The sequence below is a fragment of the Burkholderia sp. KCJ3K979 genome (genome assembly GCF_016759955.1).
Lineage (GTDB): Bacteria > Pseudomonadota > Gammaproteobacteria > Burkholderiales > Burkholderiaceae > Burkholderia > Burkholderia orbicola.
On record NZ_JACFYV010000082.1, the window covers coordinates 1 to 26,069 of the forward strand.

At 67.4% G+C, this 26,069-nt stretch carries 29 protein-coding genes and 2 pseudogenes; 15 read left to right on the forward strand and 16 right to left on the reverse strand.

Translation table 11 applies throughout. The annotated features are described in order from the left end of the window. Positions 1 to 49 precede the first annotated feature (49 nt). On the forward strand, positions 50 to 979 hold the full coding sequence (locus H3O04_RS18725) for a LysR substrate-binding domain-containing protein (protein WP_006478550.1): 930 nt from the start codon (positions 50 to 52) through the stop codon (positions 977 to 979). A gap of 130 nt (positions 980 to 1,109) precedes the next feature. On the opposite strand, the gene H3O04_RS18730 is transcribed toward H3O04_RS18725, so the two are convergent. Then, positions 1,110 to 2,522, reverse strand: a complete 1,413-nt coding sequence (locus tag H3O04_RS18730; protein ID WP_011549585.1) for an 8-oxoguanine deaminase — start codon at positions 2,520 to 2,522, stop codon at positions 1,110 to 1,112. A gap of 506 nt (positions 2,523 to 3,028) precedes the next feature. Here H3O04_RS18730 and uraH point away from each other — a divergent pair. Both uraH and H3O04_RS18740 read left to right on the forward strand, forming a co-directional pair. Then, positions 3,029 to 3,382: a hydroxyisourate hydrolase gene (gene uraH, locus H3O04_RS18735; protein WP_011352401.1), complete on the forward strand. Its 354-nt coding sequence runs from the start codon at positions 3,029 to 3,031 to the stop codon at positions 3,380 to 3,382. 53 nt (positions 3,383 to 3,435) lie between these two features. Next, positions 3,436 to 4,629 carry a urate hydroxylase PuuD gene (locus H3O04_RS18740; RefSeq protein WP_202588232.1) on the forward strand — a complete coding sequence of 398 codons (1,194 nt, stop codon included), beginning with the start codon at positions 3,436 to 3,438 and terminating at the stop codon, positions 4,627 to 4,629. A gap of 103 nt (positions 4,630 to 4,732) precedes the next feature. Here H3O04_RS18740 and H3O04_RS18745 read toward each other — a convergent pair whose 3' ends face one another. Then, positions 4,733 to 5,143 carry an ACT domain-containing protein gene (locus H3O04_RS18745; RefSeq protein WP_077179226.1) on the reverse strand — a complete coding sequence of 137 codons (411 nt, stop codon included), beginning with the start codon at positions 5,141 to 5,143 and terminating at the stop codon, positions 4,733 to 4,735. A gap of 58 nt (positions 5,144 to 5,201) precedes the next feature. On the opposite strand from H3O04_RS18745, the pseudogene H3O04_RS18750 reads away from it, so the two are divergent. Beyond that, positions 5,202 to 5,414: pseudogene (locus H3O04_RS18750) on the forward strand (LysR family transcriptional regulator); the annotation flags it as partial. A gap of 81 nt (positions 5,415 to 5,495) precedes the next feature. On the opposite strand, the gene H3O04_RS18755 reads toward H3O04_RS18750, so the two are convergent. From H3O04_RS18755 to H3O04_RS18805, 11 genes are all read right to left on the reverse strand, one after another. Then, positions 5,496 to 6,008 (reverse strand): ureidoglycolate lyase, encoded by a 513-nt coding sequence (locus tag H3O04_RS18755; RefSeq protein WP_202588233.1) that lies wholly within the window; start codon positions 6,006 to 6,008, stop codon positions 5,496 to 5,498. Next, the gene (alc, locus tag H3O04_RS18760; RefSeq protein ID WP_202588234.1) at positions 6,005 to 7,018 is read right to left on the reverse strand and encodes an allantoicase; all 1,014 of its coding nucleotides are present in this window, start codon (positions 7,016 to 7,018) and stop codon (positions 6,005 to 6,007) included. The genes H3O04_RS18755 and alc overlap by 4 nt, the downstream gene beginning before the upstream one ends. A gap of 62 nt (positions 7,019 to 7,080) precedes the next feature. Beyond that, positions 7,081 to 7,602 carry a 2-oxo-4-hydroxy-4-carboxy-5-ureidoimidazoline decarboxylase gene (gene uraD, locus H3O04_RS18765; protein ID WP_202588235.1) on the reverse strand — a complete coding sequence of 174 codons (522 nt, stop codon included), beginning with the start codon at positions 7,600 to 7,602 and terminating at the stop codon, positions 7,081 to 7,083. Then, a complete protein-coding gene (puuE, locus tag H3O04_RS18770; RefSeq protein WP_027809650.1) occupies positions 7,599 to 8,552 on the reverse strand; it encodes an allantoinase PuuE in 954 nt (317 codons plus the stop codon). Before puuE ends, uraD begins: the two co-directional genes overlap by 4 nt. 185 nt (positions 8,553 to 8,737) lie before the next feature. After that, positions 8,738 to 9,529: an aspartate/glutamate racemase family protein gene (locus H3O04_RS18775; RefSeq protein WP_027813174.1), complete on the reverse strand. Its 792-nt coding sequence runs from the start codon at positions 9,527 to 9,529 to the stop codon at positions 8,738 to 8,740. 10 nt (positions 9,530 to 9,539) lie between these two features. After that, on the reverse strand, positions 9,540 to 11,024 hold the full coding sequence (locus H3O04_RS18780) for an NCS1 family nucleobase:cation symporter-1 (protein WP_027809652.1): 1,485 nt from the start codon (positions 11,022 to 11,024) through the stop codon (positions 9,540 to 9,542). 149 nt (positions 11,025 to 11,173) lie between these two features. Further along, positions 11,174 to 11,878, reverse strand: a complete 705-nt coding sequence (locus tag H3O04_RS18785; protein ID WP_011549578.1) for a GntR family transcriptional regulator — start codon at positions 11,876 to 11,878, stop codon at positions 11,174 to 11,176. 314 nt (positions 11,879 to 12,192) lie between these two features. After that, positions 12,193 to 13,131 (reverse strand): muramoyltetrapeptide carboxypeptidase, encoded by a 939-nt coding sequence (gene ldcA / locus H3O04_RS18790; protein ID WP_011549577.1) that lies wholly within the window; start codon positions 13,129 to 13,131, stop codon positions 12,193 to 12,195. Positions 13,132 to 13,234: 103 nt separating this feature from the next. After that, positions 13,235 to 13,831: a tRNA adenosine(34) deaminase TadA gene (gene tadA, locus H3O04_RS18795; RefSeq protein WP_202588236.1), complete on the reverse strand. Its 597-nt coding sequence runs from the start codon at positions 13,829 to 13,831 to the stop codon at positions 13,235 to 13,237. Further along, positions 13,828 to 14,229, reverse strand: a complete 402-nt coding sequence (locus tag H3O04_RS18800) for a DnaJ family domain-containing protein (protein ID WP_012328731.1) — start codon at positions 14,227 to 14,229, stop codon at positions 13,828 to 13,830. Before H3O04_RS18800 ends, tadA begins: the two co-directional genes overlap by 4 nt. Positions 14,230 to 14,508: 279 nt before the next feature. After that, entirely contained in the window at positions 14,509 to 15,744 is a 1,236-nt protein-coding gene (locus H3O04_RS18805; protein WP_237666346.1) for an MFS transporter, read from the reverse strand. Positions 15,745 to 16,039: 295 nt separating this feature from the next. Here H3O04_RS18805 and H3O04_RS18810 point away from each other — a divergent pair, with 295 nt between their 5' ends. From H3O04_RS18810 to H3O04_RS18860, 11 genes are all read left to right on the forward strand, one after another. Further along, positions 16,040 to 16,810 carry a GntR family transcriptional regulator gene (locus H3O04_RS18810; protein WP_006478534.1) on the forward strand — a complete coding sequence of 257 codons (771 nt, stop codon included), beginning with the start codon at positions 16,040 to 16,042 and terminating at the stop codon, positions 16,808 to 16,810. Then, entirely contained in the window at positions 16,807 to 18,546 is a 1,740-nt protein-coding gene (locus tag H3O04_RS18815; protein WP_202588237.1) for a fumarate reductase/succinate dehydrogenase flavoprotein subunit, read from the forward strand. Before H3O04_RS18810 ends, H3O04_RS18815 begins: the two co-directional genes overlap by 4 nt. Positions 18,547 to 18,557: 11 nt before the next feature. Then, entirely contained in the window at positions 18,558 to 18,803 is a 246-nt protein-coding gene (locus H3O04_RS18820; RefSeq protein ID WP_006478532.1) for a 4Fe-4S dicluster domain-containing protein, read from the forward strand. A gap of 116 nt (positions 18,804 to 18,919) precedes the next feature. After that, the gene (locus H3O04_RS18825; protein WP_202588238.1) at positions 18,920 to 20,344 is read left to right on the forward strand and encodes an ABC transporter substrate-binding protein; all 1,425 of its coding nucleotides are present in this window, start codon (positions 18,920 to 18,922) and stop codon (positions 20,342 to 20,344) included. 46 nt (positions 20,345 to 20,390) lie between these two features. Further along, entirely contained in the window at positions 20,391 to 21,266 is an 876-nt protein-coding gene (locus H3O04_RS18830; RefSeq protein ID WP_202588239.1) for an ABC transporter permease, read from the forward strand. Further along, positions 21,263 to 22,051: an ABC transporter ATP-binding protein gene (locus tag H3O04_RS18835; protein ID WP_202588240.1), complete on the forward strand. Its 789-nt coding sequence runs from the start codon at positions 21,263 to 21,265 to the stop codon at positions 22,049 to 22,051. Before H3O04_RS18830 ends, H3O04_RS18835 begins: the two co-directional genes overlap by 4 nt. A gap of 39 nt (positions 22,052 to 22,090) precedes the next feature. Next, the gene (locus H3O04_RS18840) at positions 22,091 to 23,095 is read left to right on the forward strand and encodes a HEAT repeat domain-containing protein (RefSeq protein ID WP_202588241.1); all 1,005 of its coding nucleotides are present in this window, start codon (positions 22,091 to 22,093) and stop codon (positions 23,093 to 23,095) included. Continuing rightward, positions 23,092 to 23,370: a gamma-butyrobetaine hydroxylase-like domain-containing protein gene (locus H3O04_RS18845; protein WP_011549569.1), complete on the forward strand. Its 279-nt coding sequence runs from the start codon at positions 23,092 to 23,094 to the stop codon at positions 23,368 to 23,370. The genes H3O04_RS18840 and H3O04_RS18845 overlap by 4 nt, the downstream gene beginning before the upstream one ends. Beyond that, complete coding sequence (locus H3O04_RS18850) at positions 23,324 to 24,361, forward strand: NAD(P)-dependent oxidoreductase (RefSeq protein ID WP_333966844.1); 1,038 nt, start codon at positions 23,324 to 23,326, stop codon at positions 24,359 to 24,361. Before H3O04_RS18845 ends, H3O04_RS18850 begins: the two co-directional genes overlap by 47 nt. 52 nt (positions 24,362 to 24,413) lie before the next feature. Next, positions 24,414 to 24,917 carry an NUDIX hydrolase gene (locus tag H3O04_RS18855; RefSeq protein ID WP_011549567.1) on the forward strand — a complete coding sequence of 168 codons (504 nt, stop codon included), beginning with the start codon at positions 24,414 to 24,416 and terminating at the stop codon, positions 24,915 to 24,917. Between the two features lie 91 nt (positions 24,918 to 25,008). Then, complete coding sequence (locus H3O04_RS18860; protein WP_202588242.1) at positions 25,009 to 25,458, forward strand: acetyltransferase; 450 nt, start codon at positions 25,009 to 25,011, stop codon at positions 25,456 to 25,458. Positions 25,459 to 25,539: 81 nt separating this feature from the next. Here H3O04_RS18860 and H3O04_RS36160 read toward each other — a convergent pair whose 3' ends face one another. From H3O04_RS36160 to H3O04_RS18870, 3 genes and pseudogenes are all read right to left on the reverse strand, one after another. Beyond that, positions 25,540 to 25,698 (reverse strand): hypothetical protein, encoded by a 159-nt coding sequence (locus H3O04_RS36160; protein ID WP_237666347.1) that lies wholly within the window; start codon positions 25,696 to 25,698, stop codon positions 25,540 to 25,542. Positions 25,699 to 25,733: 35 nt separating this feature from the next. Further along, positions 25,734 to 25,883 (reverse strand): hypothetical protein, encoded by a 150-nt coding sequence (locus tag H3O04_RS36165; RefSeq protein ID WP_237666348.1) that lies wholly within the window; start codon positions 25,881 to 25,883, stop codon positions 25,734 to 25,736. Positions 25,884 to 25,942: 59 nt separating this feature from the next. Then, positions 25,943 to 26,069: pseudogene (locus tag H3O04_RS18870) on the reverse strand (IS481 family transposase); the annotation flags it as partial.

The window sequence follows — 26,069 nt, forward strand, 5'->3', positions numbered from 1 at the left end:
ATACCCACCCCACCCCTCGATCAGCCCAGCCATATAAACCGGAGATAACATGAGTCAGCAACGCGAGGCGATCGACACGTACCTCTTGCGCGTCTTGCACACCTTGTTGATGGAGCGCAGCGTCACGCGCGCGGCCGTCAAACTGAACCAGTCGCAACCGGCGATCAGCGCCGCGCTGCGGCGCCTGCGCGACATCACCGGCGATCCGCTGCTGGTGCGCGGCAAATCCGGCATGGTGCCGACCGAATACGGGCTGCGCCTGCTCGAGCCCGTGCAGAATGCGCTGCGTGAAATCGAGCGCATCAAGTTCCAGCAGCACAACTTCGACCCAGCCACGTCGATCCGCTGCTACCGGATCGGCTGCCCCGACTACCTGAACGTGCTGTTCGTGCCGACCGTCGTCGAACGCTTCCGCCTGGCCGCGCCGAACGCGACGCTCGAGTTCCATTCGCTCGGCCCCGCGTTCGACTACGAGCTCGCGCTGGAAGACGGCAAGCTCGATATCGTCGTCGGCAACTGGCCCGAGCCGCCGGAGCAACTGCACCTGTCGAACCTGTTCGTCGATGAAATCGTCTGCCTGATGAGCAACACGCACCCGTTCGCGAAACGCGGCGGGCTCACGCTCGACCAGTACCTGAACGCGCCGCATCTCGCGCCGACGCCGTACTCGGTCGGCCAGCGCGGCGCGATCGACGTGCATCTCGCGCGCGAACGGCTCAAGCGCCACGTGGTCGTCACGCTGCCGTACTTCAACCTTGCGCCGTACGTGCTCGTGAAGTCGGACCTGATCTTCACGACCACGCGGCTATTCGCCGATCACTACGCGAAGTTCCTGCCGCTGTCCGTCGTGCCGGCGCCGCTCGACTTCCCGCCGATGCAGTACTACCAGCTGTGGCACGAACGCTGCCATTACTCCGACGAAGTGCGCTGGCTGCGCAGCCTCGTCGCCGAAGCCACCCGTACGCTGATCGAGGCGTAGTCGCATACGGCGCACCACGCGTGCGCCGGTCGCGCCGTTACGCGCGACCACGGCGCGTTGCGCGACGGGTGGTGGCCACAATGGCCGCGCCCCGCTGCGCAACGTGCTGCGCGACCTCCCCGCCGACGCGTCAGCGCGACGCTTCCACGAGCGCCTGCGCCAGCGCGTTGTGACGCTCGATCACCGGCGGCAAATCGAGCGTCGCGAGCCGCCCTTCCCGCACCACCACCTTCCCGTTCACCACCGTGTACGCCGTCTGCGACGGCGCGCAGAACACGAGCGCCGCGACCGGATCGTGCAGCGCGCCCGCGAACAGCGGCTGACGCAGGTCGAACGCGGCGAAATCCGCCGCCATGCCGGGCTTCAGCGCGCCGATGTCGTCGCGGTTCAGCACCTTCGCACCGCCGAGCGTCGCGATCTCGAGCGCTTCGCGCGCGGTCATCGCGTCGGGCCCGAAGCCGACCCGCTGCAGCAGCAGCGCCTGGCGTACCTCGGCCACCATCTGCGCGCCGTCGTTCGACGCGGAACCGTCGACGCCGAGGCCGACCGGCACGCCCGCGAGCCGCATCTTCTTCACCGGCGCGATGCCTGACGCCAGGCGCATGTTCGAGCACGGGCAATGCGCGACGCCCGTGCCGGTGCGTGCAAACAGGCCGATGCCCGCATCGTCGAGCTGCACGCAGTGCGCGTGCCACACGTCGTGGCCGACCCAGCCGAGATCTTCCGCATATTCGGCGGGCGTCATCCCGAACTTCTCGCGGCTGTACGCAATGTCGTTGACGTTCTCCGCGAGGTGCGTATGCAGCGACACGCCGTATTCGCGCGCGAGCACGGCCGCGTCGCGCATCAGCTCGCGGCTCACCGAGAACGGCGAGCACGGCGCGACCACCACGCGCAGCATCGCGTAGCGGCCTTCGTCGTGATAGGTCTCGATCAGGCGCTGCGCGTCGCGCAGGATGTCGGGTTCGCGCTCGACGACCGAATCGGGCGGCAGCCCGCCGTCGCGCTGGCCGACGCTCATCGCGCCGCGGCTCGCGTGAAAGCGCATGCCGATCCGCTGCGCGGCGCCGATGCTGTCGTCGAGCCGGCTGCCGTTCGGGTAGATGTACAGATGATCGCTCGACGTCGTGCAGCCCGATTGCAGCAGCTCGGCCATCGCGGTAAGCGTCGACACCTCGATCATCTCGGGGCTCAGGTGCGCCCAGATCCGGTACAGGTTCGTGAGCCAGCCGAACAGCTCGGCGTTCTGCGCGGCCGGCACCGCGCGCGTGAGGCTCTGGTACATGTGGTGATGCGTGTTCACGAGCCCCGGGATCACCAGGTGGCCGCGCAGGTCGAGCACTTCGTCGGCCGTGTCGGGCAGCTCGGCGCTCGGGCCGACCGCGACGATCCGGTTGTCTTCGATGTAGAGCCCCGCGTCGCGCAGCTCGCGGCGCGTGTCGTCCATGGTCACGAGCACGTCGGCGTGCTTGACCAGCAGGGTTTTCGGGCGGGATGAGGAAGGGTTCGGCGCGCGTGCGCCAGCGTGCTGCTCGAGATTCATGCGTTCTCCGCGTCGGTCTGCCTCCAGGGCTGCCCTGGAAGCGGTCACACAGCCGTTCGAACGCTGAATCGCGGCACGCCCCGGTGCCTGCGTCCGTTCGAACGCCCTGGCCCGGTTACCCGGCGTGCTCGCCGTCTTCGGGGTACGCGCCGGCCACCGGCCGACGCGCACGGCGGGAGGATCGCCCAAGCGCGTGCCGCGCACAATACGCGATCCGGAATACCGCCCTTCAGGGATTTGGTATGGTACGCCGCCCGCCGCCCCACCGGGCGCTCGCAACCGGCGCGCGAAGCCCTGTCCGGCGGGCCGTCGACAGCCGCTCATGCGCGGCGCATTATCTTCGATATCGCGCCCGTATTTGCGTGGGGAACCTTTTTACAATGCCTGCACGGCGCTCGCTTCACTCTCGCCGACGGGTATGTAGCCACGTGACGTGGAGCCTCGATCCGCCGCACAGTCATGGATCGAGTCGCCGCCGAACCTCGCATTCACACAAGGAACAACGAATGGGAAAGCTCACTACCCACGTACTCGATACGGCACACGGTCGCCCCGGCGCCGCCATCAAGGTGGACCTCTACGCGCTGGACGGCGAATCGCGCCGCGCGATCAAGACCGTGCTGACCAATAGCGACGGCCGCTGCGACGAACCCCTGCTCGAAGGCGCGGCGCTCGCCGCCGGCGAATACGAACTCGTATTCCATGCCGGCGACTACTTCGCGTCGCTCGGCGTGAAGGTGCCCGAACCCCGCTTCGTCGATCGCGTCGTGCTCCGCTTCGGCATCGCCGACACCGGCTCGCACTACCACGTGCCGCTGCTCGTGTCGCCGTGGTCGTACAGCACCTATCGCGGCAGCTGACAATCGAAGCAGCGCCTGCATCAAGACAAACGATCTGAGTCTGGAGGAGTTTCATGGAAGGCTTCATCACCGACTGGCTGAACCTCGCGCTGCGATGGCTGCACGTCATCGTCGCCATTGCGTGGATCGGCGAGTCGTTCTATTTCGTCGCGCTCGACAACAGCCTGAAACCGCCGACCGACCCGAACCAGCGCAAGCGCGGTGTGTTCGGCGAACTGTGGCACGTCCACGGCGGCGGTTTCTACAACATGCAGAAGTACACGGTCGCCCCGCCGGAAATGCCCGATGACCTGCACTGGTCGAAGTGGCCGTCGTACACGACGTGGCTGTCGGGCTTCACGCTGTTCTTCGTGCTGTACCTGCTCGCCCCGAACACGTACCTGATCGACAAGAACGTGCTCGACATGGGCCCGGTCGTCGCCGTCGCGTCCGCGCTCGGCTTCCTCGCGGCCGGCTGGATCGTCTACGACTCGCTGTGCCGCATCCTCGGCACCAACGACCGCGTGCTCGGCATCTGCGTCGGCCTCTACGTCGTCGTCGCGGCATACCTCGCGTGCCACATCTTCTCGGGCCGTGCCGCCTACCTGATCGTCGGCGCGATGCTCGCGACGATCATGTCGGCGAACGTGTTCTTCGTGATCATCCCGGGCCAGCGCAAGATGGTCGACAAGATGCTCAAGGGCGAAGAACCGAACCCGATCTACGGCAAGCGCGGCAAGCAGCGCTCGGTGCACAACACGTACTTCACGCTGCCGGTCGTGTTCGCGATGCTGTCGAACCACTATGCGATGACGTACACGAACAAGTTCAACTGGGTCGTGCTCGTGCTGATCATGCTGGCCGGCGCGCTGATTCGCCAGTTCTTCGTGATGCGTCACCGCGGCAAGCAGCTGTGGTACCTGCCGATCGGCGGCGTCGCGCTGCTGTCGGGCGCGCTGGTGTGGACGATGCCGAACCCGGTCGCGCCGGAAGCGCAAGCGGCCAACGCACCGAAGATCGTGATCAACGACATCATGCCGATCCTGCAGCAGCGCTGCGTCGAGTGCCACTCGGCCAAGCCGACGCTGATGGGCAGCGCGCCCGCGGGCGTGATGTTCGACACGCCGGACGAAGTGTCGAAGAACGCGCAGCGCATCTACGACCAGGCCGTGCGCCTGAAGGCGATGCCGATCGGCAACGTCACGCACATGACCGACGACGAGCGGACGAAACTCGCCGCCTGGTTCGAGGGCGGCGCGGTCAAGTAAGCCGCCCGCCGCGCGCCGGAAGTCATTCGCCGGCGTCATCCTCTCCGTTCGCGGGCCCGGTGACGGGCCCGTTTTTTTGCCTGCGCGGCATGCCCTTCGCGCGCTACCTGCTCATCGCGTCGCGCTGCAGTGCGACGAGTGCATCGCGTGCGCGCGGGCCGTCGTCGAACGGCACGAAGATGTGATCGTGGTACGCGGCGGCCATCACGTTGCAGCTGATGCCGGCTGCACCGAGCGCCCGCGCGAATGCGGCCGTGAGGCCGACGGCCGCGAGATCGGAATGCACGGTCAGCGTGATCCAGGCGGCGCGAAACAGCACCGGCCAGCCGCGACGCGCGGCCGTCTCCTCGTCGACCACGACCGTCAGCCCTTCCGCTTCGCGGAACGTCGCGATCACTTCGGATACCGATACGTCGGCGTCGTGCGGCAGCGAAATGAACGCGAACGCCCCCGGATGCAGTTCGGGCTGCATCGTGCGCAGCAGGACCGCGAGGTCGTTTTCAGGCTGGCTCATCGGAGTATCGCGCCCGGAACCGGACGTCGTGTGGTGGCGATGCGGGCACGATAGCACGCGCGACAGCGGCAAACGGGTGCCGCTGTTCGAGCCGTGGCAACTCGAACCGATGCCGATGTATGCCGCGTTCCCGCCGAACCGGCATGTCAGCGCGACGCTGCGTGTGTTCGTCGACCGGGTCGCCGGGCTGATGGCGCAGCATGCGCCGGTTGCGAATCGGCAGCGCGGCGGCCAGAGTTGGCGCGATACGCGCAAGGGCGCGGCGACCTGAGCGGCGAGAAAACGAGCGCACATAAAAAAACCCGCGCAGGTTGCGCGGGTTTCGACAGGCGGACGACCAGATCAGCCCGACTCAGGCCGCCACCGCATCCAGTGCGTCCTCGGTGAGCCACAGCGACTCCTGCAGATCCTGCTCGTTCAGGTTCAGCCCGTCACCGCCGCGATCGACGACGATGAAGTCGCTGACGCCGCCCAACGCGATCAGCGGGTGATGCCACACGCCCTTCGCATAGTTCACGCCCTGCCAGCCGCTCGTCACGAATGCACGAATCTTCGCCGGATCGAGATCGCCCGCGGGCGCGACGACGACGAGATACGGCTGGTCGTTCAGCGGCACGAACGCCTGGCTGCCGAGCGGGTGCCGTTCCAGCATCTTCACTTCGAACGGCAGCGTGCGCGGCTGGCCGCGGAACAGGTTGACGAGCGTGCGGCCGCCTTCATCGGTCACGTCCACTTTCGCGAGATCGTGAAAGCGGATCGTCGTGCCGAGGTTGATCGGGATCTGCTTCGCCCCTGCCGTTTCGATCACGTCGCCGAACGGCGCGAAGGCTTCCTTGGTCAGCGGTTCGATGGCAAGCGTCTTCATTTATCGAGCGTCCCCCACAAGCGCAGGCGCGACACGCCGCCGTCCGGAATGATGTTCAGTCGCACGTGCGTGACGGGGCCGAGCGACGCGATGTCGTGTTCAAAGTAGTGCTGCTTGTCCATCTGCAGCTTCTGTTCGCCGAGCAGCACCGGCCAGAACATCGACTGCGTGATCAGCGAGCTGTCGGTGCCGCCCGACACATAGGCGGCCTGGATCGAGCACCGATCCGGGTAATTGCCCTTGAAGAACGCGGTATCGACTTCGATCTTGCGGATCACGCCCGGTTGCGCGAGCGCGATGATCGCCCAGTCGTTGCCCGGTTCGCGGCGGCGCCGCGTTTCCCAGCCATCGCCCATGTTCACGCCGCGGCCCGGCAGCAGCAGGTTCGACGCGACGCCGAAATGCTGGTTGTTCGCGGCCACCACGTAACCGCCGTTTTCCATCGCCGCGAGGTCGAACTGCTCGGTCGCGCTCGCGCCGGCCCAGTCGAGCTGCGGCTGGCCGTACACGCGCAGGCGCGCGATGCCGCCGTCCGGGTAGATGTTCACGCGCAGGTGCGTGAACGCCCGTGCGTCGCTCGCTTCGACGTAGTGATGGCTGTTGCCCTGCAGCGTCGTCGACGGCACGATCTCGACCCACTCGGTCGCCTGCGTCGGTGCGCCGTCGGCCACGAACGCGGCCTCGATCGACGCGGCCGGCGGGAAGTTGCCGGTGAAGTGGCTGGTGTCGATGTCGAAGCCCTTGATCACGCCCGGGCGCGCGAGCTTGACGATGCACCAGTCGTAGCCGGTCGTGCGCTTGCGGCGCGTTTCCCAGCCGTCCATCCACTTGCCGTGGTCGTCGTACTTGCCGGGGATGAAGACGGCCGGCTCGGGGTTCAGCATCCGGTCCTTCGGCGCGAAGAAATCGTCGCTGGCCTCGAGCGCCTGCGCACCGAGACGCCGGTCGGCAAGATTCACGTAGCGCCGCGTGAAATCGGGTGCGTTCGGATCGAGAAGCGGAACAGCCATGATGTTTCCTTGTTTCAGTGAGGCGGTCGGTCCGCCGCGACGCAGCGGGCCGGATTACGATGTCAGGCGTCGATCAGGTCATCAAGGCGAAAGCGCGCGATCAGGTAGATCTGGTCGAGGCTCGCGCGCAGCTCGTCGGCGCGCGAATGATTCACGCGCGACTCGAAGTTCGCGATGATGCCGTGGCGGTCATAGCCGCGCACCGCGAGGATGAACGGGAAGCCGAACTTCTCGCGATACGTGCGGTTCAGCGTCAGCAGCTTGTCGAATTCTTCCTGCGTGCACTGGTCGAGGCCCGCGCCGCTTTGCTCGCGGGTCGACTCGGCCGTCAGCTCGCCGCGCACGGCGGCCTTGCCGGCCAGTTCCGGGTGAGCGTTGATCAGTGCGAGCTGGCGTGCTTCGCCGCCGGTTTCCACCGCATTCGACATCGTCCGGTGCAACGCGTCGATGCTCGCGAACGGCCGTTGGCCCGCGGCGACCTCGGCCACCCACGGCGAATGTTCGAAGATCCCGGACAGCGCCGCGACGAATGCGCTCGGCGCCATCGTGTTCAGTTGTTCCAACGTGTAGCGCATCGCCTTCATGCTTTCCCTTCGTTTCGATGATTGGGCTGATACGGATGATGTTCACGCCAGTGACGCGCGATATCGACACGGCGCGTCACCCATACGCGATCGTGCTTCTCGATGTGATCGAGGAACCGCTGCAGCCCGCGGAACCGGCCCGGCCGGCCGAGCAGCCGGCAGTGCATGCCGATCGACAGCATCTTCGGCGCTTCGTCGCCCTCCGCGTACAGCACGTCGAACGCATCGCGCAGGTAGTCGAAGAAGTGATCGCCGGTATTGAAACCCTGCGGCGTCGCGAAACGCATGTCGTTCGTGTCGAGCGTATACGGCACGATCAGTTGCGGCGACGTGCGGCCGCCCGACACTTCGACGTCCATCCAGAACGGCAGGTCGTCGCCGTAGTTGTCGGAGTCGTACAGGAAGCCGCCGTATTCGGCGACCAGGCGGTGCGTGTTGGGGCTGTCGCGGCCGGTATACCAGCCGAGCGGGCGCTCGCCCGTCACGCGCTCGATCGCTTCCATCCCGAGGCGCATGTGCTCGGCTTCGAGTTCCGGCGTCATGCTCTGGTAGTGAATCCAGCGCCAGCCGTGGCACGCGATCTCGTGGCCGAGTTCGACGAACGCCCGCGCGAGCTCCGGATGACGCTCGATCGCCATGCCGACGCCGAACACCGTCAGCGGCAGCCCGCGCTTCTCGAATTCGCGCAGGATGCGCCACACGCCGGCCCGCGACCCGTATTCGTAGATCGACTCCATGCTCATGTGGCGGTCCGGATACGCGGCCGCGCCGACGATTTCGGACAGGAACTGCTCGGAGCCCGGATCGCCGTGCAGCACGCAGTTCTCGCCGCCCTCCTCGTAATTCAGCACGAATTGCACGGCGACGCGGGCGCGCCCCGGCCAGTTCGCCTGCACGGGATGGCGGCCGTAGCCGATCAGGTCGCGGGGATAGTTGGGATCGAGTGGCATGGTTCGAAGTGCGGCGAAAGCAGGCTAAATAAGCGGGCTGAATGAGCGCGCTGAACGAGCGGGCGCGGATAATGGGTTCGCATCGACTGCGCGGTGCCGGAGGCGGCCGCACCAGCCGATGCGATGACGGCCCAGTGTAGCGAAAACGTTCATACGCGCCCATACAGCGGCGCAGATAGTGCATGTCAGACGGTGTGTATGTGCGGTTGCGGCAAATTCGGCGGAGGTTCCGCCGCCTCCCCGTCCGGCGGGCTGAAGCGGGCGAACGCGCCGTCGTAGCGCTTCGGCAGCGGCCGCGCGTAGTCGCCGCGCTTCGCGGTCGCGAGGCGCAGCGCGACCAGCGCCTCGGCCCATTTGACGGCCGCCGTGACGCCCTCGACCACCGGCGCGCCGATCTGCTGCTCGATCTCGTGCGCGAATTCGGCCATCCCCGCGCAGCCGAGCACGATCGCGTCGGCGCCGTCCTCGTCGAGCGCGCGCCGGCATTCGTCGACGATGATCCGGCGCGCGGCCGAGCCGGGCCGGTCGAGTTCGAGCACCGCGACGTCGGTCGCGCGCACGTTGCGGCAGAACCGCTTCATCCCGTAGCGCTCCGCGAGGTGCCACGCCATCCCGCAGGTACGCGCGAGCGTCGTGACGACCGAGAAGCCCGGCGCGAGCACGCTCGCCGCATGCATCGCGGCCTCGGCGATGCCGATCACCGGCCCGCGCGCGAGCTCGCGCGCCGCATACAGGCCCGGATCGCCGAAGCACGCGATCACGTACGCGTCGCAGCCGTCGCGCTCGCCCTGCGCGATCTCGGCGAGCAGCCCCGGTGTCGCGAGCGCCTCGTCGTAATACCCTTCGATCGACGGCGGCCCCATCGGCGGGCTCACGGCCACGATCTCCGTGCCGGCGGCCGCGACCTCCCTCGCGCAGCGGCCCATCGCGTCGGTCATCCGCTGCGTCGTATTCGGATTGATCAGTCGGATCTTCATCGCATGCTCCTTACGCCTTCGCGCTCGCGAGCAGCCGGTAGAACACGAAGCCAAGCCCCGCTCCGATGAACCACGAGAAATTCGCGAGGGCCTGCCAGCCCGGCACCATCACGCAGACCACCGCGATCACCGCGGCTGGCAGCAGCGCGGCGAGCGCGCGGCGGTTCACGCCGCCCGTGTACCAATAGGCGCCGCTTTCCGACATCGTGTACAGGTCGTCGCGCACGAGGCGGCCGCGCTTGACGAGGTAGAAGTCGGCGATCAGCACGCCGTACAGCGGGCCGATGAACGCGCCGAGCACGTCGAGCGTGTAGTGGATCACGGCCGGGTTGTTGAACAGGTTCCACGGCGTGATGAAGATCGACGCGACGGCCGCGAGCATCCCGCCTGCGCGCCAGCTGATCAGGCGCGGCGCGACGTTCGAGAAATCGAACGCGGGCGACACGAAGTTCGCGACGATGTTGATGCCGATCGTCGCGATCGTAAACGTCAGCGCGCCGAGGATCACCGCGGTCGGATGGTCGATGCGGCCGACCGTCGCGACCGGGTCGGTGATCAGTTCGCCGAACACCGGCAGCGTCGCGGCGGTGGTGATCACCGTGACGAGCGAGAACGCGAGAAAGTTGACCGGCAGCCCCCAGAAATTGCCGCGCTTCACGTCGCCGAACGAGCGGCAGTAGCGCGAGAAATCGCCGAAGTTCAGCATCGGCCCGGAGAAGTACGACACGACGAGCGACACCGCGGTGATCATCACCGGGATCACCTCCGCGCCGTGATACTTGACGCCGCCGAGGTTGATGCCGATGTTGCGCCAGCCCGCCCGCCACACCATGTAACCGGCCAGGATGAACATCACGACATAAACGGCCGGGCCCGCGAAGTCGATGAACTTCTTGATCGTCTCCATGCCGTTCCAGAACACGAACGCCTGGAGCACCCACAGCAGCATGAAGCCGGCCCAGCCGACCGCCGACAGCCCGAGGAAGCCGTAGCGATGGACGTCCGCATACGGCAGCCATTGCGGGAAGAATTTCAGCACGACGATCACGAGCGCGCTCGACGCGAGATAAGTCTGGATGCCGTACCACGCGATCGCGATCAGCCCGCGGATCACGGCCGGCACGTTCGCGCCGAGCACGCCGAAGGTCGCGCGGCACGCGACCGGGTACGGCACGCCGATCTGCTGGCTCGGCCGCGCGATCAGGTTGCACAGCGCGTTCACGAGGCCGATGCCGACGATCAGCGCGATCAGCACTTGCCAGCTCGTCAGCCCGAGGGCGAACAGACTGCCCGCGAACACGTAGCCGCCGACGCTGTGCACGTCCGACATCCAGAACGCGAAGATGTTGTACGAACCCCATGTCTGATTTTTAAGGGGTGCCAAATCTTCGTTGTACAGACGTTCGCTGTAACCATCCGGCAGTGCCGGACCGCCGCCCTCGCCGCCTTCTTCCGCCGGATAGGCGCTGTCGTGCGCCACACTGAACTGAGCCATGACTTCTCCTTGACGCGGCCGCCAGGCCGCTCCACCGTCATCGATATCGCTCCGGATCATCGCCCGGAGTCGGACCAGCGGCCCGCGGCAAACACCGCAGGCCTGCATTGCGCTCGTCGTGTGGCGCGCGGCCGGGTTCGCGTCGCCGCTCAGGCGCCGCCGAACACTTCGCGCAAATCGACCTGCCCTTGCGCGGGCCGGTCCAGCATCTTCAGTTCGACATGCTGCAGGTGGCGCGCCATCAGCGTGACCGCCTGCTTCGGATCGCCCGCCTCCAGCGCGGCGAGGATCTCGTCGTGGTCGTCGCACGAGCACGGGCTGCGCCCGTGCGATTCGTACAGCGCCGACATCAGCGTCGAGCGTGCGACGAGCCCTTCGAGGCACTCGCTGAGCGTCGCATTGCCCATCAGCGTCGCGAGCGCCGTGTGGAATTCGCCCGACAGCCGGATCCATGCCGCGAAGTCGTGCCGCTCGAACGCCTTGCGCTCCTTGTCGATCAGCGCGGCGACGCCCTTCAGCCGCCTGGCGCCGGGGCCGGTCGCGAGCCGTTCGACCACGGCAAGCTCGATGATCCGGCGCATCTCGAACACCTCGTGCACGTCCTGCAGCGTCGGGCTCGCGACGAACGCGCCGCGGTTCGGCTCGAGGTCGACCAGCTTGTCGGTCGCGAGCTGCGCGAGCGCCTGGCGGATCGTCCCGCGCTTCACGCCGAACACGTCGCAGAGCTGCGCCTCCGTCAGCTTCGCGCCCGGCGCGAGCCGATGCTCGAGGATCGCGGTGCGAATCCGCTCGGCGATCGCTTCGGGGCCGGCTGCACCGGACGGAGTGGAATCGGGCTCGTTCATGATCTGCATCGTGTGATGGTCCTCATCCTAGGGCGGACATAAAGATTGTCAACAATTCTTTTGCGTAATTTCGCACAATCGGCGTGCGCCAGCGTGTTCTCATTCGGTGCAATGCGCACGAAATCCATGCACGGCAAGCCAGACAGGCAAGACGGAGGCACTTCTGGACGTATACCCTCCCGGTCATTTTGTTGACAAAAATGGTGCACATCCGGGCGAAAATCATGTCGATGTCGACGAAAAATATGGACCGTTAGTTGCGCACTTACATAGAGAAAAAGGCGGGGAGCCCCGCCTTTCGATCGATCGCGCCAGCGCCGGCATCAGCCGAGATGCGGATAGTCCGACAGCGTGAGCCGGAACCCGTGCGCGTTCGCGACCAACTGCGCCTGTGCGCCGAACGGCAGCGTCAACAGGTCGGGCACATGGCCGAACTGGAGCCCGGTGACGACCGGAATCCCGACCACCGCGCGCACCTGGTCGATCATCGCCTGCATGTCGTAGCCGTTGTCGTACTCGAACGGCCGCGCGCCGGTGAACTGGCCGAGCACGAGCGCCTGCTGGCGCGCGAGCAGCCCCGACAGGTGCAGTTGATAGATCATCCGCTCGATCCGGAACGGCTGCTCGTTGACGTCTTCGATGAACAGGATGCCGCCCTCGATGTCGGGCATGTACGGCGTGCCGACCAGCGACGTGAGGATCGCGAGGTTGCCGCCCCACAACGTGCCCGTCACGTTCGCCGTCTGCACCTGCGGTGCATCGGCGACGATCGTCGTGCTGGGCTGCGTCAGCGTCTGCCAGAAATGCTGCATCGTGAAGTCGCTGGGCGTTTCCGCGCCGAAATCCGCCGACAGCATCGGGCCGCCGAACGTCTTGATGCGCGCCTTCGCGTACAGCGCCAGCTGGATCGCCGTGAAATCGCTGTGACCGACGAGCGCGATCGGCTGGTCGCGCAGCCGGCGTTCGAGCCCGCGATAGTCGAGCCCGTGCAGAATGCGCGCGGCGCCGTAGCCGCCGCGCACCGCGAGCGCGATGTCCGGCAGCGGCCGCCCGGGATCGGCGAGGCGGTTCAGGTCGCCTGCCCGTTCGCCGTCGGTGCCGCCGAAACGCTGGAAGCGCCGCTGCGTCGCCTCGATGTTCTCGATGCGCTGCTGCGCGGTGCTGAGGCGCTCGAGCGCGCGGTTGATCGCGTCGGGGTCGTGCGGATAGCCGGACGGCGCCAGCAGGCGGATGGTGTAGGACGCGGCGGGCTGGAAGGACATGGCGAAAGGTATCGGGGTCGTCAAACCTGCTTAGAGGGTCCGAACCGGGTCCGGTTCACGAAAACCGTGCACGCCCGGGACGCCGGGCGCGGCAAGAGGTGGCCTATGACGCGCCGGATTCGGCGTCGCGGGCAAGCCGCGCCTCGCGCAGCGCGCGCCGGCGCTCGGCGAAGAACGACTTCAGCGCGGCGCCGCACTCGTCGGCGAGCACGCCGCCGGTCACTTCGGTGTGGTGGTTCAGTTGCGGATTCGCGAATGCGTCGATCACGCTGCCGCACGCGCCCGTCTTCGGGTCGGCCGCGCCATAGACGACCCGCGCGATGCGGGCATGCATGATCGCGCCAGCGCACATCAGGCACGGCTCGAGCGTCACGTACAGCTCGCAGCCCGGCATCCGGTAATTCTGCAGATGCTGCGCGGCCATGCGCAGCGCGGCCATTTCGGCATGCGCGGACGGGTCGTGCCCGCCGATCGGATGGTTGAAGCCGCGGGCGATCACTTCGTCGCCACGCACGAGCACCGCGCCGACCGGCACTTCGCCGGCCGCGCGCGCCTCTTCGGCGGCGGCTTGTGCAAGACGCATGAAATGCAGGTCGCGCACCGATGCGGGCGCGGTTTCTTGAACGGGAGAATCGGCGGCGGGATCAGTGGCCGCGGCGGCTGCCGAGCGAGCTGCGTCGTGCAGCGCGTCGGACGTCACATCGGCCCCGCTTCGGCGGGCGCTTCGTCGAGCCCGCGCTCGCACAGGCGTTCCGCGATGCGCCGGCAGTAGTCGCGCGGCATCACCATCGGGCCGCCGCGCAGCGATTCGAGCGCCATGTCGAGCGCGAGGATCTTCGCCTGCAGCCGGCAGCGCGCGGCACGGTCGCTGACCGCCTGCACTTCGTCGTGCAGGTTGCGCAGCGCGCGCAGTTGCTCGACGGCCGGCGGCACGAAGCCCGCGTTCTTCAGGATACGGTTGGCCACCCGCACCTCCTCGGGCACGAGCAGGTCGTCATCCAGCGCCTGCGGCGCGCCGGTACCCGGCAAATCGTCGAACTCGCCCCGCGCGGCGGCGGCGGCAATACGTTGTTCGACCAGGGCGTCAAGCAATCTCATCAGTCAATCGGAACAATGCGGCAGGCCGAATTCTAGCAGGGTGACGCCGGTATGACAGGCCCTTCGAATACATGCTCGATATTGTATTTTTAGGGGCCGAATCGCAGCGCATGCGCGCCGATCGCCGTCGGTTGCCGCTCTGCTGCGCCGCAGCAGGCTGAGCGCCGTTCGGACGCCTCCAGACGGAGGCGAGGTCCGGGCCATTTATTTATCCACGACGATCCAGCAGGCGCCTGCCGACCCGGCGAAAACGCCAGCCACCCTGCTTCCGTTTCCCGCTCACGCCGTCACCGTTTCCGGCCGCGCTTTCGCGAACGGGCGGAACATCGTCGCGATCAGGAACGCGCCGAGCCCGATCGCGAACGAGCCGAGGTACAGCCAGCCGTAGCTGCCGAACGCATCGACGATCAGCCCGCCGGCGACCGGGCCCGCGGCCATCCCGAGGCTGCCGGCCATCGCGCAGCCGCCGATCACGGTGCCCATCATCCGCAGCGGAAAGTTCTCGCGCGCGAGCACCGAATACAGCGGCATCACGCCCGCATAGATGAAGCCGAACAGCGTCGCGACCGCGTAGAAGCCGTCGAGCGTGCGCACGAAGTAGTAGCCGAGTGCGCCGAGCGCCTGCGCGAACAGCCCCGCCACCAGCATGCGCTTCGCGCCGAGGCGATCGCCGAGGACCCCGAACGCGATCCGGCCGCCCATGCCCGCCAGCCCTTCGACGCTGTAGATCGATACCGCGACGATCAGCGGAATCCCGCAGGTCACCGCGTAGCTGACCGTATGGAAGATCGGGCCCGAATGGGTCGCGCAGCAGAAGAAATTGGTCAGCACCAACACCATGAACTGCGGCGAACGCAGCGCATCCGCGATCGACATCGCGGCGGGCGCGCCGGCCGACGCAGGCGCAGGCGCTGCGTGGGCGGATGCAGGATCGAGCGCGGGCGCCCGGCGCACCAGCAGCGACACCGGGATCATCACGACGGCCGCCAGCACGGCGATCAGCAACATCGACGTGCGCCAGTCGCGCACCGACACGAGCCAGGCGGCCAGCGGCGCCATCGTCATCGGCGCCATCCCCATGCCGGCCGACACGAGCGATACCGCGAGGCTGCGGTGCGTGTCGAACCAGCCGGTCACGCACGCCATCATCGGCGCGAATATCGCGGCCGTCGCACTGCCCACGGCCAGGCCGAAGGTCAACTGGAACACGAGCAGCGACGGCGCGCGGCTCGCCAGCGCCAGGCTCGCCGACAACAGCACGGCGCCCGCGATGACGACCGGGCGCGTGCCGACGCGGTCCGACAGGCTGCCCCACGCCATGCTGGCGAACGCCATCGCGATGAAGCCGAGCGTCATCGCCGCGGAAATGCCGGTCATCGACCAGCCCGTATCGCGCGCGATGGACCGCAGGAACACCGGCAACGAGAACATCGCGCCGATCGCGACGCAGCCCATCAGGCCACCCGCGGCGACGATCACCCAGCGGTATCGGGAATCCGGCATGTGGCGTGTCATGTGGCCTCTCCTCGTTGGTTGCACCATTCGCGGAAAACCGGGTGATGAGCGCATGGCGCGGCGCACTGCCCGGTCGATATCGATACGACGGGCGACGCAGCGGGAAATCGACATGCGCGGCGTATGGGCCGCGGATTTTTATTGTCGGCGATTCCACGCGGCTCGCAAGGGTCGGATCATCCGCTCACCCCGCTCCCGCTTTTCCGCAACGGGAAATTCGAAATCACAAATAGTTGGTTGGGGCGCGCAATGACGCTGGCTACACTCGCCCCATCTTGTCATAACAAGTTGACCGATGACCCCACCCAACGTCGTGCCGCTGTCCGCGGCCCCGCTCTACGTGCAGATCAAGGACACGCTGCGCGCGCGCATTCTCGACGGCACCTACGCGCCGCACAGCCGGATGCCGTCCGAGCACGAGCTCTGCGCGATGTTCGACGTCAGCCGCATCACGGTGCGCCAGGCGCTCGGCGACCTGCAAAAGGAAGGCCTGCTGTTCAAGCTGCATGGCAAGGGCACGTTCGTGTCGAAGCCGAAGGCGTTCCAGAACGTGACGTCGCTGCAGGGTTTTGCCGAGGCGATGTCGTCGATGGGCTACGAGATCGTCAACCAGTTGCGCAGCCTGCGCACCGTGAAGGCCGATCGCCATCTCGCGACGAAGCTGAACGTGCCGGAAGGCGCGCCGCTCGTCGAGATCCATCGCGTGCGGCTGCTGAACCGCGAACCCGTGTCGCTCGAACAGACCTGGGTGCCCGAAGCGCTCGGCAAGCGCCTCGCCGGCGCCGATCTCGCGACCCGCGACATCTTCCTGATCCTCGAGAACGACTGCGGCATCCCGCTCGGCCATGCCGACGTGTCGATCGACGCGATCCTCGCGGACGACGAAATCGTCGACGCGCTGCACGTCGAGGAAAGCAGCCCCGTGCTGCGCATCGAGCGCCTCACGCACGACGCATCGGGTGCGCCGATCGACTACGAATACCTCTACTTCCGCGGCGACGCCTTCCAGTACCGGTTGCGCGTCGACCGGCAAAAGGCGCGCAAACCTGCAAGGAGCCCGCGATGAATACCCATGTGCACGAATACGACGTCGTCGTGGTCGGCGGCGGCACGGCCGGCCCGATGGCGGCCATCAAGGCGAAGGAGCGCGATCCGTCGCTGCGCGTGCTGCTGCTCGAGAAGGCCAACGTGAAACGCAGCGGCGCGATCTCGATGGGGATGGACGGCCTGAACAACGCGGTGATCCCCGGTCATGCGACGCCCGAGCAATACACGCGCGAGATCACGATCGCCAACGACGGGATCGTCGACCAGGAAGCCGTGTACGCGTATGCGACGCACAGCTTCACGACGATCGAGCAGCTCGACCGCTGGGGCGTGAAGTTCGAGAAGGATGGCACCGGCGACTACGCGGTGAAGAAGGTCCACCACATGGGCTCGTACGTGCTGCCGATGCCGGAGGGCCACGACATCAAGAAGGTGCTGTACCGGCAACTGAAGCGCGCACGCATCGCGATCACGAACCGGATCGTCGCGACGCGCGTGCTGACCGACGTGCAAGGCCGCGCAAGCGGCGTGCTCGGCTTCGACTGCCGCACCGCCGACTTCCACGTGATCCGCGCGAAGGCCGTGATTCTCTGCTGCGGCGCGGCCGGCCGTCTCGGGCTGCCCGCATCGGGCTACCTGATGGGCACGTACGAGAACCCGACCAACGCGGGTGACGGCTACGCGATGGCCTATCACGCGGGTGCCGCGCTCGCGAACCTCGAATGCTTCCAGATCAATCCGCTGATCAAGGATTACAACGGCCCGGCGTGCGCGTACGTGACGGGGCCGCTCGGCGGCTTCACCGCGAACGGCAAGGGTGAACGCTTCATCGAATGCGACTACTGGAGCGGCCAGATGATGTGGGAGTTCTACCAGGAACTGCAGAGCGGCAACGGCCCCGTGTTCCTGAAGCTCGACCATCTCGCGGAAGAAACGATCCGGACCATCGAGCAGATCCTGCATACCAACGAACGGCCCAGCCGCGGCCGCTTCCATGCGGGGCGCGGCACCGACTACCGCAGCCAGATGGTCGAGATGCACATCTCCGAGATCGGCTTCTGCAGCGGCCACAGCGCGTCGGGCGTGTACGTGAACGCACGTGCCGAGACGACCGTGCCGGGGCTCTACGCGGCCGGCGACATGGCGGCCGTCCCGCACAACTACATGCTCGGGGCATTCACGTACGGCTGGTTCGCCGGGCAAAACGCAGCCGACTACGTGGCCGGCCGCGACCACGCGCCGGTGGACGACCAACAGATCGACGCCGAGCGCACCCGCGTGCTCGCACCGCTGCTGCGCGAACGCGGGCTGGCGCCGGCGCAGGTCGAGTACAAGCTGCGCCGGATGGTGAACGACTACCTGCAACCGCCGAAGGTGACGCGCAAGATGGAGATCGGGCTGCAACGTTTTGACGGAATTATTGAGGATATCGAAGAAATCAAGGCCGACAATCCGCACGAACTGATGCGTGCGGCCGAAGTGCGCGCGATCCGCGATTGCGCCGAAATGGCCGCGCGCGCGTCGCTGTTCCGCACCGAAAGCCGCTGGGGGCTGTACCACCATCGCGTCGATTTTCCGCACCGCAACGACGCCGAATGGTTCTGCCACACGTGGTTGCGCAAGGATGCCGAGGGCGCGATGCGCAGCGAGAAGCGGCCGGTCGAACCGTACGTCGTGCCGCTCGCCGACGACGAACGCGGCGCCTACGCGCAGTTGCGCATCCGCGAACCGGCCGCGCTCGCGGCCGCCCTTTGAGGAACCTTGCCATGTCCCATACCCCGCACGACATCTTCCAGCGCAGCAGCGCGCCCGTGACGATCGACGAGTCGCTGTGCATCGCCGACAAGGGCTGCACCGTGTGCGTCGACGTGTGCCCGCTCGACCTGCTCGCGATCGACGTCACCAAGGGCAAGGCCTACATGCAGTTCGACGAATGCTGGTACTGCATGCCGTGCGAACGCGACTGCCCGACCGGCGCGGTCAAGGTCGACATTCCTTACCTGCTGCGCTGACGCGGCGCGGCGCCCACCAAGGATCGTGCCGGCCATTTTAACGGTGGAATGCCGCTGTCAAACAGCGGCGCTCCTTTCCTCCCCGTCCTGAAGGGCCGGGTTTCTCGGAGCAACTGATGAAAACAACGCTACGGATGTTTCGCCTGCTCGCCGCGTCGCTCGCGGTCGCGGCCACCGGTTTCGCGCATGCGGAGACGATCCGCGTCGCGATCGGCACACAGGACACGACGATCAACTGCGCGACCGGCGGCCTGCTGATCCGTGAACTGCATCTGCTCGACAAGTACCTGCCGGGCACCGGCAAGTACCAGGACGTGAAATACGACGTGCAGTGGAAGGATTTCACGTCCGGCGCGCCGCTCACCAACGAGATGGTCGCCGGCAAGCTCGACTTCGGCGCGATGGCCGATTTCCCCGGTGCCTTGAACGGCGCGGCGTTCCGCAAGGCCGGCCGCAAGAGCGTGTTCATCACCGTGCTCGACGGCAGCATCGACGGCAGCGGCAACGGGATCGTCGTCCCGTCGAATTCGACGGTGCGCGGGCTGGCCGACCTGAAGGGCAAGACGATCTCGGTGCCGTTCGCATCGACCGCGCACGGCATGCTGCTGCGCGCGATCAAGGCTCAGGGCTGGAACCCCGACACCGACGTGAACATCGTCACGCAGGCGCCCGAAGTGGCCGGCAGCGCGCTGAAGGCGAACAAGATCGACGCGCATGCGGATTTCGTGCCGTTCGCCGACCTGTTCCCGTACCGCGGCATCGCGCGCAAGATCTACGACGGCGCGCAGACCCACGCGGCGACCTTCCACGGCACGCTCGTCGATGCGGACTACGCGCAGCGCTATCCGGAAATCGTCGTGGCCTATCTGCGTGCCGCGATCGAAGCGAACCGCCTGCTCGCGCAGAACCCGGAAAAGTACAGCCTGCTGATCGAGAAGGTCACCGGCATCGAGGCGCCGGTCGACTACCTGTATCACGGGCCGCTCGGCATCCAGACCCGCGACCTGACGTGGAAGCCCGAATACCGGCAAGCGGTCGCGACGGCGATCGATACGCTGAAGCTGCTGAAGAAGACCGACTCCGCGCCCGATCCCGCGACGTTCGTCGACGACCGCTATATCCGCGCGGCGTTCAAGGCGTCCGGGCTCGATTACGACGCGGCGTTGAAACACTACGGCAAGCAGCCGCTCGTCGCGAACGATGCGACGACCGGCAAGCCGATCCGCGATTTCAACGACGTCGCGCAAGTGTGGCTCACCAGCGACGAACCGGTACGCAACTACGCGAGCCCCACCACCGCGTTCGTGGCGCTCGGCAAACTCGGCCCGTCCGCGAAGGTGCGGGCGGTGTTCGTGCACGACCATGCGAGCGGCCTGAAGCTGTTCGCCGACCAGGCGTGGTACGTGAAGGACGCACACGGCGTGCTCACCGCGTTCCTGTTGAAGTCGGGCGCCGACGCGTACGCGCAGCAGGTATCGGGCGCGGTGGTCGACTACGCGGCCGCGAAGACCGTCACCGCGCAGGCGCTCGCCGCCCGCTGAACGTCGCGCGCCTTTCCCCTTCCATTCGTCGACACCGGACTTCCGCATGGCTGCCACCCTCGACCTCGTCAAACGCCGTCTCGCCGACGCACCGCGCAGCGGTGACACCCGCTCGCCGCATTCCGCCGCGCGCCGCCGCTCGACGCCGATGCGCCGCCGCGCATGGCGCATCGCGTCGCTCGCCGCCTGCATCGCGCTGTGGCAGGCCGCTGTTCACTGGCGGCTGTCGCTCGGCATCGTCACGTTCGCGAACATGCCCGCGCCGGCCGACGTCGGCCCCGCGCTGGCAGCGTTCCTGCAATCGCCGAAGCTGCCGATGCACCTGTTCGCGAGCATCACGCGCGTGCTGGCCGGCTTCGTCGCGGCGGCGGTCGCCGGCATCGGCCTCGGGCTCGCGATCGGCCGCTATCGCGCGCTCGAGGACACGCTGCTGCCGCCGCTCGAGATGCTGCGGCCGATTCCGGCCGTCGCGTGGATTCCGCTCGCGATCCTGATGTTCCCGTCGTCCGAGCTGAGCATGATGTTCATCACGTTCGTCGGCGCGCTGTTCCCGATCCTGCTCAATACCGTGCATGGCGCCGAAGCCGTCGACCCGCGACTCGTCGCGACCGCGCGCAGCCTCGGCACGCGCGGCCTCGCGCTCTATGCGGAAGTGATCCTGCCCGGCGCCGCGCCATCGATCTTCACGGGCCTGTCGATCGGAATGGGCACCGCGTGGTTCTGCCTCGTCACGGCCGAGATGATCGCGGGCCAGTACGGGATCGGCTATTTCACGTGGGAATCCTATACGTTGCAGAACTACCCGGACATCGTGGTCGGCATGGCGCTGATCGGCCTGCTCGGGATGGGCAGCAGCCTGCTCGTCAAGCGTATCGGCGCGGCGCTCACGCCGTGGTACGCACCGCGTGGAGGCCGATCATGAGTACGCCGGACATTGCGTCGCCCGCGCCCGGCCGCATCGGCGTGCGCGCGCTGACGATCGAACTCGGCCCGCCGCATGCGCGCTTCGCGACGCTCGATACGCTCGACGTCGACATCGCGCCCGGCGAATTCGTCTGCGTGCTCGGGCCGTCCGGCTGCGGGAAATCGACGCTGCTCGGCGCGCTCGCCGGCCACGTCGCGGCCACGCACGGCGAGATCATGGTCGACGGCGAACGCGTCGACCGCCCGCATCCCGATCTCGGGCTCGTGTTCCAGCAGCACACGCTGTTTCCGTGGAAGCGCGTGATCGACAACGTCGCGTTCGGCCTGAAGATGAAAGGCGTGCCCGCGCAGGAGCGCCGCCGCGAAGCGGCCGAACTGCTCGAGCTCGTCGGGCTCGGCGGCTTCGGCGCACACTATCCCGCGCAGCTGTCGGGCGGCATGCAGCAGCGTGTCGAGATCGCCCGCGTGCTGATCAACCGGCCGCGCGTGTTGCTGATGGACGAGCCGTTCGGCGCGCTCGACGCGCAGACGCGCCGGATGATGCAGACGCTGCTGCTCGACATCTGGTCGCGCATCGGCACGACCGTGCTGTTCGTCACGCACGACATCGAGGAAGCGCTGTTTCTCGGCGACCGCATCCTGATGCTGTCGCCGCGGCCTGCGCGCATCGTCGCCGATATCCGCGTGCCGCTCGCGCGGCCGCGCACCGACGACAGCACGACCGAGCCCACGTTCGTCGACATCAAGCGCCGCTGCCTCGCGCTGTTGCGCGACGCCGCCTGAGCGCACGTGCCCGCCCATTCACCGCACCGACTCTTTCCCATGACCGCTTCTTCCTCCGCTTTCCCGCTGCCCGGCGTGCCGGCCGCCGATCACGCCGATCATGCCGCGCTCGTCGCGCGCCTCGCCGCAGCCGACGCATCGGTGCGCCGCATCGCGCTGCTCGAACTCGCCGATCTCGAAGCGCCCGAACTCGTGCCGTCGTTCATCGCGGCGCTGCGCGACGACCCGTCGGCCGACGTGCGCAGCGAGGCCGCGCGCGTGCTCGACGCATGGGAGCAGCCCGAGGTCGTCGACGCGCTGTGCCACGCGCTGCTCGATCCGGACGACGGCGTGCGCGCCACCGCCGCGCAAAGCCTGTCCGAACTGAAGGACGCGTCATCGGGCGCCGTGCTGTGCCGCTGGGCCGACCGGCCCGAGCCGTTCGTGCGCGGCGCCGTGCTGCGCGGCTTGCGCGAGTTGCGCGACCCCGACGCATTCGCGCCCGCGCTGCGCGCGCTCGACGCGAGCGCCGCTGCCGTCCGCGCCGAGGCGGTCGTCGTGCTCGGCTGGCTCAAGGACGGCCGCGCGCTGCCGCCGCTCGCCCGCATCGCGACCACGGACGCCGATGCGGATGTGCGGCGCGCCGCGGTCGGCGCGATCGGGTTTGCAGCGGCGGGCGACACCGCCATCGTCACCGCGTTGCTCGCGGCGCTGTGTGACGCCGAGTGGCAGGTGCGCGAGGAAGCCGCCAGCACGCTCGGCAAGCTGCGCATCACCGTTGCGCGCGACCCGCTCGTCGCCGCACTCGACGACGATTACTGGCAAGTGCGCCTGCGTGCCGTCCGCGCGCTGGGCCAATTGCGCGATGCGGCCGCGGCGTCGGCCGTCGTCGCGCTGCTCTCGCATACGATCAGCAACCTGCGCAAGGAAGCCGCGCTCGCGCTCGGCGAATTGCGCGACCGGGCGACGCTGCGGGCGCTACACGACGCACTCGACGATCGCGACCCCGAAGTCCGCAAGGCCGTGCGGATCGCGATCGGACAGATCGACGAGGCGTCGCGATGATCGCGCCGACCGAAATCGCACTCGATCACCCGGCACGCGCACTGACGCTGCGCTGGCCCGACGGCGCGACGCAACGTATCGGCTATGCGCAGTTGCGCAGCGATTGTCCGTGTGCGGAATGCCGGAGAATCCGCTTCGATGGCGGCCGTATCGACGCCCGCGCCGGCCTGACGCTCGACGGCGTCGAGGCGCTCGGCTACGGCGTGCGCCTTCTGTTCGGCGACGGCCATGCACGCGGCATTTATCCGTGGCCGTACCTGGCGGGGATCGCATAGCGGCGATGGCGCGGCTTCCGCGCTCGCGCGGGTCACATGGCAGAGGCGCGTAAACGCTGCGATACTGACGCCCACGATCGTCGCCACCTACCGTGGGAGCCGCACCATGCAAACCGCAGTCGGATTCATCGGCCTTGGCGTGATGGGCACGCCGATGGCGCTCAATCTCGCGCGGGCCGGCACGCCGCTCGTCGCGTGGAGCCGTTCGCACGGCAGCGACGATGCGCTGCGCGACGCCGGCGCACGCGTGGCCGAAAACGTCGACGACGTCTTCGCGTCCTGCCGCACCGTGATCCTGATGCTCGCGAACGACGCGGCAATCGACGCCGCCCTTGCGCGCGGCTCACCCGGTTTTGCCGCCCGGGTCGGCGGACACACGATCGTCAACATGGGCACGAATGCGCCCGAATACTCTCGCGCACTCGCCGACGAAATCGCCGCCGCATCGGGCCGCTACGTCGAGGCGCCCGTGTCGGGCTCGCGCAAGCCGGCCGAAGCCGGTCAACTCGTCGTGATGCTGGCCGGCGCGCCGGAGGACGTCGACGCCGTACGCGCGCTGGTGAAGCCGCTGTGCCGCGACAGCTTCGTATGCGGCGACGTGCCGTCGGCGCTGACGATGAAGCTCGCCGTCAACCTGTTCCTGATCACGATGGTCACCGGTCTCACCGAAGCCACGCACTTCGCGCAACGCCACGGTATCGACCTTGCACGCTTCGCCGACGTGCTGAATGCCGGCCCGATGGCCAGCGACGTGTCGCGCGTGAAGCTCGGCAAGCTCGTCGCGGAAGATTTCTCGGTGCAGGCCGCGATCACCGACGTGCTGAAGAATGCGCGCCTCGTCGCCGAATCGGCACGCAGCATCGGCATCGCGTCGCCGCTGCTCGACATCTGCCATGCACTGTACGGTGAAACCGAGCGAGCCGGACATGGGGCGGCCGACATGGTCGCCGTGATTCGTGCGATCGAACAGCGTACCGGAGACGCGCGATGAGCCGCGTGCACGTAGTACCCGCGTTCGTTCGAACCGACAGGTAGGCGCGACCATGTCCGCAACCGGCACGTCCGCAACCGGCATGTCCGCAACCGGCAACGCTACCCCCTTGCGCCCCATTCCCGCCGTGATCGGCATCGTGCTGCGCGAACGCGACGTGCTGCTCGTGCGCCGCGCGAATCCACCCGATGCAGGCTGCTGGGGCTTCCCCGGCGGCAAGATCGAGCCGGGCGAGCCGCTCGCGGATGCGGTCGTGCGCGAAATCGCGGAAGAAGCGACGGTCGACGTGGAAGCGCTCGACGCCTTTACCGCGCTGGACGCGTTCGATTACGATGCGCACGGCGTCGTGCGCCAGCATTTCGTCATGGTCGCCGTGCTGTGCAGATGGCTGCGCGGCACACCGGCCGCCGGCGACGATGCGCTCGACGCGCGCTGGTTCGGCATCGACGAACTCGACCGCGACGATTTGCCGATGAGCGCCGGCGTGCGCGACATCGCGCGGCGAGCGATCGAGCGGGCGGCGGTGCCAGGCAACGCGCGACCGCCATCCGGCTGACACACCGCTGTCGCTTGCGCATCACCGCGACGCGTTCGCTCCGTCACGACGCCCGCTACCCGCCGAGCGCCAGATCACCACCCGTCAAACCATGATCAGAATCCGACAATCCACCGAGGCCGACGGCACATACGTGCTGGACATCTGGCGCAACGCCGTCGATGCCACGCATCACTTCCTGAGCGACGACGACCGTCGCGCGATCGAATCCGAAGTCGTCGCATTTCTGCCGGGCGCGCCGCTCGATCTGGCCGTCGACGAAACCGATCGCCCGATCGGTTTCATGCTGCTCGACGGCGGCCACATGGAAGCGCTGTTCGTCGATCCCGCCCACCATGGTGCGGGTGTCGGGCGGCGGCTGGTCGAAGAAGCGCTCAAGCGCCATTCCAACTTGTCGACCGACGTCAACGAACAGAACGAGGCGGCTGCGGGATTTTATGAACGGCTCGGATTCGAGCGCTGCGGGAGATCGGCACTGGATGGACAAGGTCGGCCTTATCCGCTGATTCACCTTCGTTATCGCGGTGGCGATCGGGACTGAGCCGGCGTCCCGACGAGAACGGGACGCTGTACCGGCCCGGTCCGGATGCGCTGAAACGGCACCGCACTTGCGGCATCGCGATCACCCCGAGGCGCTGCCGGTCCTCAGCGGCCAGCGCCCCAATACGTCGTAGTGCGACTTGCCGAGCCAGCTATCGATCAGGACGAAGTCGAACACGGTCCAGGTAATCGGCTCGATCCGATACTCATCGGGCCTCTGTGCGCCATACAGCAGCGTCACGTGCGGGGTGAAACTCGAGGGGAAAACAGGCACGCCTACCCTTTCAACGCGTCTCGCAACTGCCGCCGAAAATCGATCAAGTCTTCCAGACCGGCCTTCCCCGTCAGCACCAGCGGCTGACGACCGGGCCGCCTGTTGAAGCTGATGATCTTGTCGAACCTCACCGAGAAAGACGGCACTTCCATGCGATCCGCGACCGCGCGGGCTCGTGCAAGCGTAGCGCCCGGCACGTAAGCGAAGTCGCCTAGCTGTGAAGCGTCAAGAGGTTGTTTCTCGACGCGGGAAGTCTGGCCATCGGCGCAACGCCGCCGATGGCGCTATGGGCACGATGCCAGTTGTAGTGGTGCTGCCAACTCGCCAAGGCTTCGATG

Bases quoted from the DNA above. Each gene is read 5' to 3' on its own strand.
- H3O04_RS18725 (WP_006478550.1), top strand. From the start codon at position 50: ATGAGTCAGCAACGCGAGGCGATCGACACGTACCTCTTGCGCGTCTTG.
- H3O04_RS18730 (WP_011549585.1), bottom strand. From the start codon at position 2,522: ATGAATCTCGAGCAGCACGCTGGCGCACGCGCGCCGAACCCTTCCTCA.
- uraH (WP_011352401.1), top strand. From the start codon at position 3,029: ATGGGAAAGCTCACTACCCACGTACTCGATACGGCACACGGTCGCCCC.
- H3O04_RS18740 (WP_202588232.1), top strand. From the start codon at position 3,436: ATGGAAGGCTTCATCACCGACTGGCTGAACCTCGCGCTGCGATGGCTG.
- H3O04_RS18745 (WP_077179226.1), bottom strand. From the start codon at position 5,143: ATGAGCCAGCCTGAAAACGACCTCGCGGTCCTGCTGCGCACGATGCAG.
- H3O04_RS18755 (WP_202588233.1), bottom strand. From the start codon at position 6,008: ATGAAGACGCTTGCCATCGAACCGCTGACCAAGGAAGCCTTCGCGCCG.
- alc (WP_202588234.1), bottom strand. From the start codon at position 7,018: ATGGCTGTTCCGCTTCTCGATCCGAACGCACCCGATTTCACGCGGCGC.
- uraD (WP_202588235.1), bottom strand. From the start codon at position 7,602: ATGAAGGCGATGCGCTACACGTTGGAACAACTGAACACGATGGCGCCG.
- puuE (WP_027809650.1), bottom strand. From the start codon at position 8,552: ATGCCACTCGATCCCAACTATCCCCGCGACCTGATCGGCTACGGCCGC.
- H3O04_RS18775 (WP_027813174.1), bottom strand. From the start codon at position 9,529: ATGAAGATCCGACTGATCAATCCGAATACGACGCAGCGGATGACCGAC.
- H3O04_RS18780 (WP_027809652.1), bottom strand. From the start codon at position 11,024: ATGGCTCAGTTCAGTGTGGCGCACGACAGCGCCTATCCGGCGGAAGAA.
- H3O04_RS18785 (WP_011549578.1), bottom strand. From the start codon at position 11,878: ATGCAGATCATGAACGAGCCCGATTCCACTCCGTCCGGTGCAGCCGGC.
- ldcA (WP_011549577.1), bottom strand. From the start codon at position 13,131: ATGTCCTTCCAGCCCGCCGCGTCCTACACCATCCGCCTGCTGGCGCCG.
- H3O04_RS18800 (WP_012328731.1), bottom strand. From the start codon at position 14,229: ATGAGATTGCTTGACGCCCTGGTCGAACAACGTATTGCCGCCGCCGCC.
- H3O04_RS18805 (WP_237666346.1), bottom strand. From the start codon at position 15,744: ATGACACGCCACATGCCGGATTCCCGATACCGCTGGGTGATCGTCGCC.
- H3O04_RS18810 (WP_006478534.1), top strand. From the start codon at position 16,040: ATGACCCCACCCAACGTCGTGCCGCTGTCCGCGGCCCCGCTCTACGTG.
- H3O04_RS18815 (WP_202588237.1), top strand. From the start codon at position 16,807: ATGAATACCCATGTGCACGAATACGACGTCGTCGTGGTCGGCGGCGGC.
- H3O04_RS18820 (WP_006478532.1), top strand. From the start codon at position 18,558: ATGTCCCATACCCCGCACGACATCTTCCAGCGCAGCAGCGCGCCCGTG.
- H3O04_RS18825 (WP_202588238.1), top strand. From the start codon at position 18,920: ATGAAAACAACGCTACGGATGTTTCGCCTGCTCGCCGCGTCGCTCGCG.
- H3O04_RS18830 (WP_202588239.1), top strand. From the start codon at position 20,391: ATGGCTGCCACCCTCGACCTCGTCAAACGCCGTCTCGCCGACGCACCG.
- H3O04_RS18835 (WP_202588240.1), top strand. From the start codon at position 21,263: ATGAGTACGCCGGACATTGCGTCGCCCGCGCCCGGCCGCATCGGCGTG.
- H3O04_RS18840 (WP_202588241.1), top strand. From the start codon at position 22,091: ATGACCGCTTCTTCCTCCGCTTTCCCGCTGCCCGGCGTGCCGGCCGCC.
- H3O04_RS18845 (WP_011549569.1), top strand. From the start codon at position 23,092: ATGATCGCGCCGACCGAAATCGCACTCGATCACCCGGCACGCGCACTG.
- H3O04_RS18850 (WP_333966844.1), top strand. From the start codon at position 23,324: ATGCACGCGGCATTTATCCGTGGCCGTACCTGGCGGGGATCGCATAGC.
- H3O04_RS18855 (WP_011549567.1), top strand. From the start codon at position 24,414: ATGTCCGCAACCGGCACGTCCGCAACCGGCATGTCCGCAACCGGCAAC.
- H3O04_RS18860 (WP_202588242.1), top strand. From the start codon at position 25,009: ATGATCAGAATCCGACAATCCACCGAGGCCGACGGCACATACGTGCTG.
- H3O04_RS36165 (WP_237666348.1), bottom strand. From the start codon at position 25,883: ATGGAAGTGCCGTCTTTCTCGGTGAGGTTCGACAAGATCATCAGCTTC.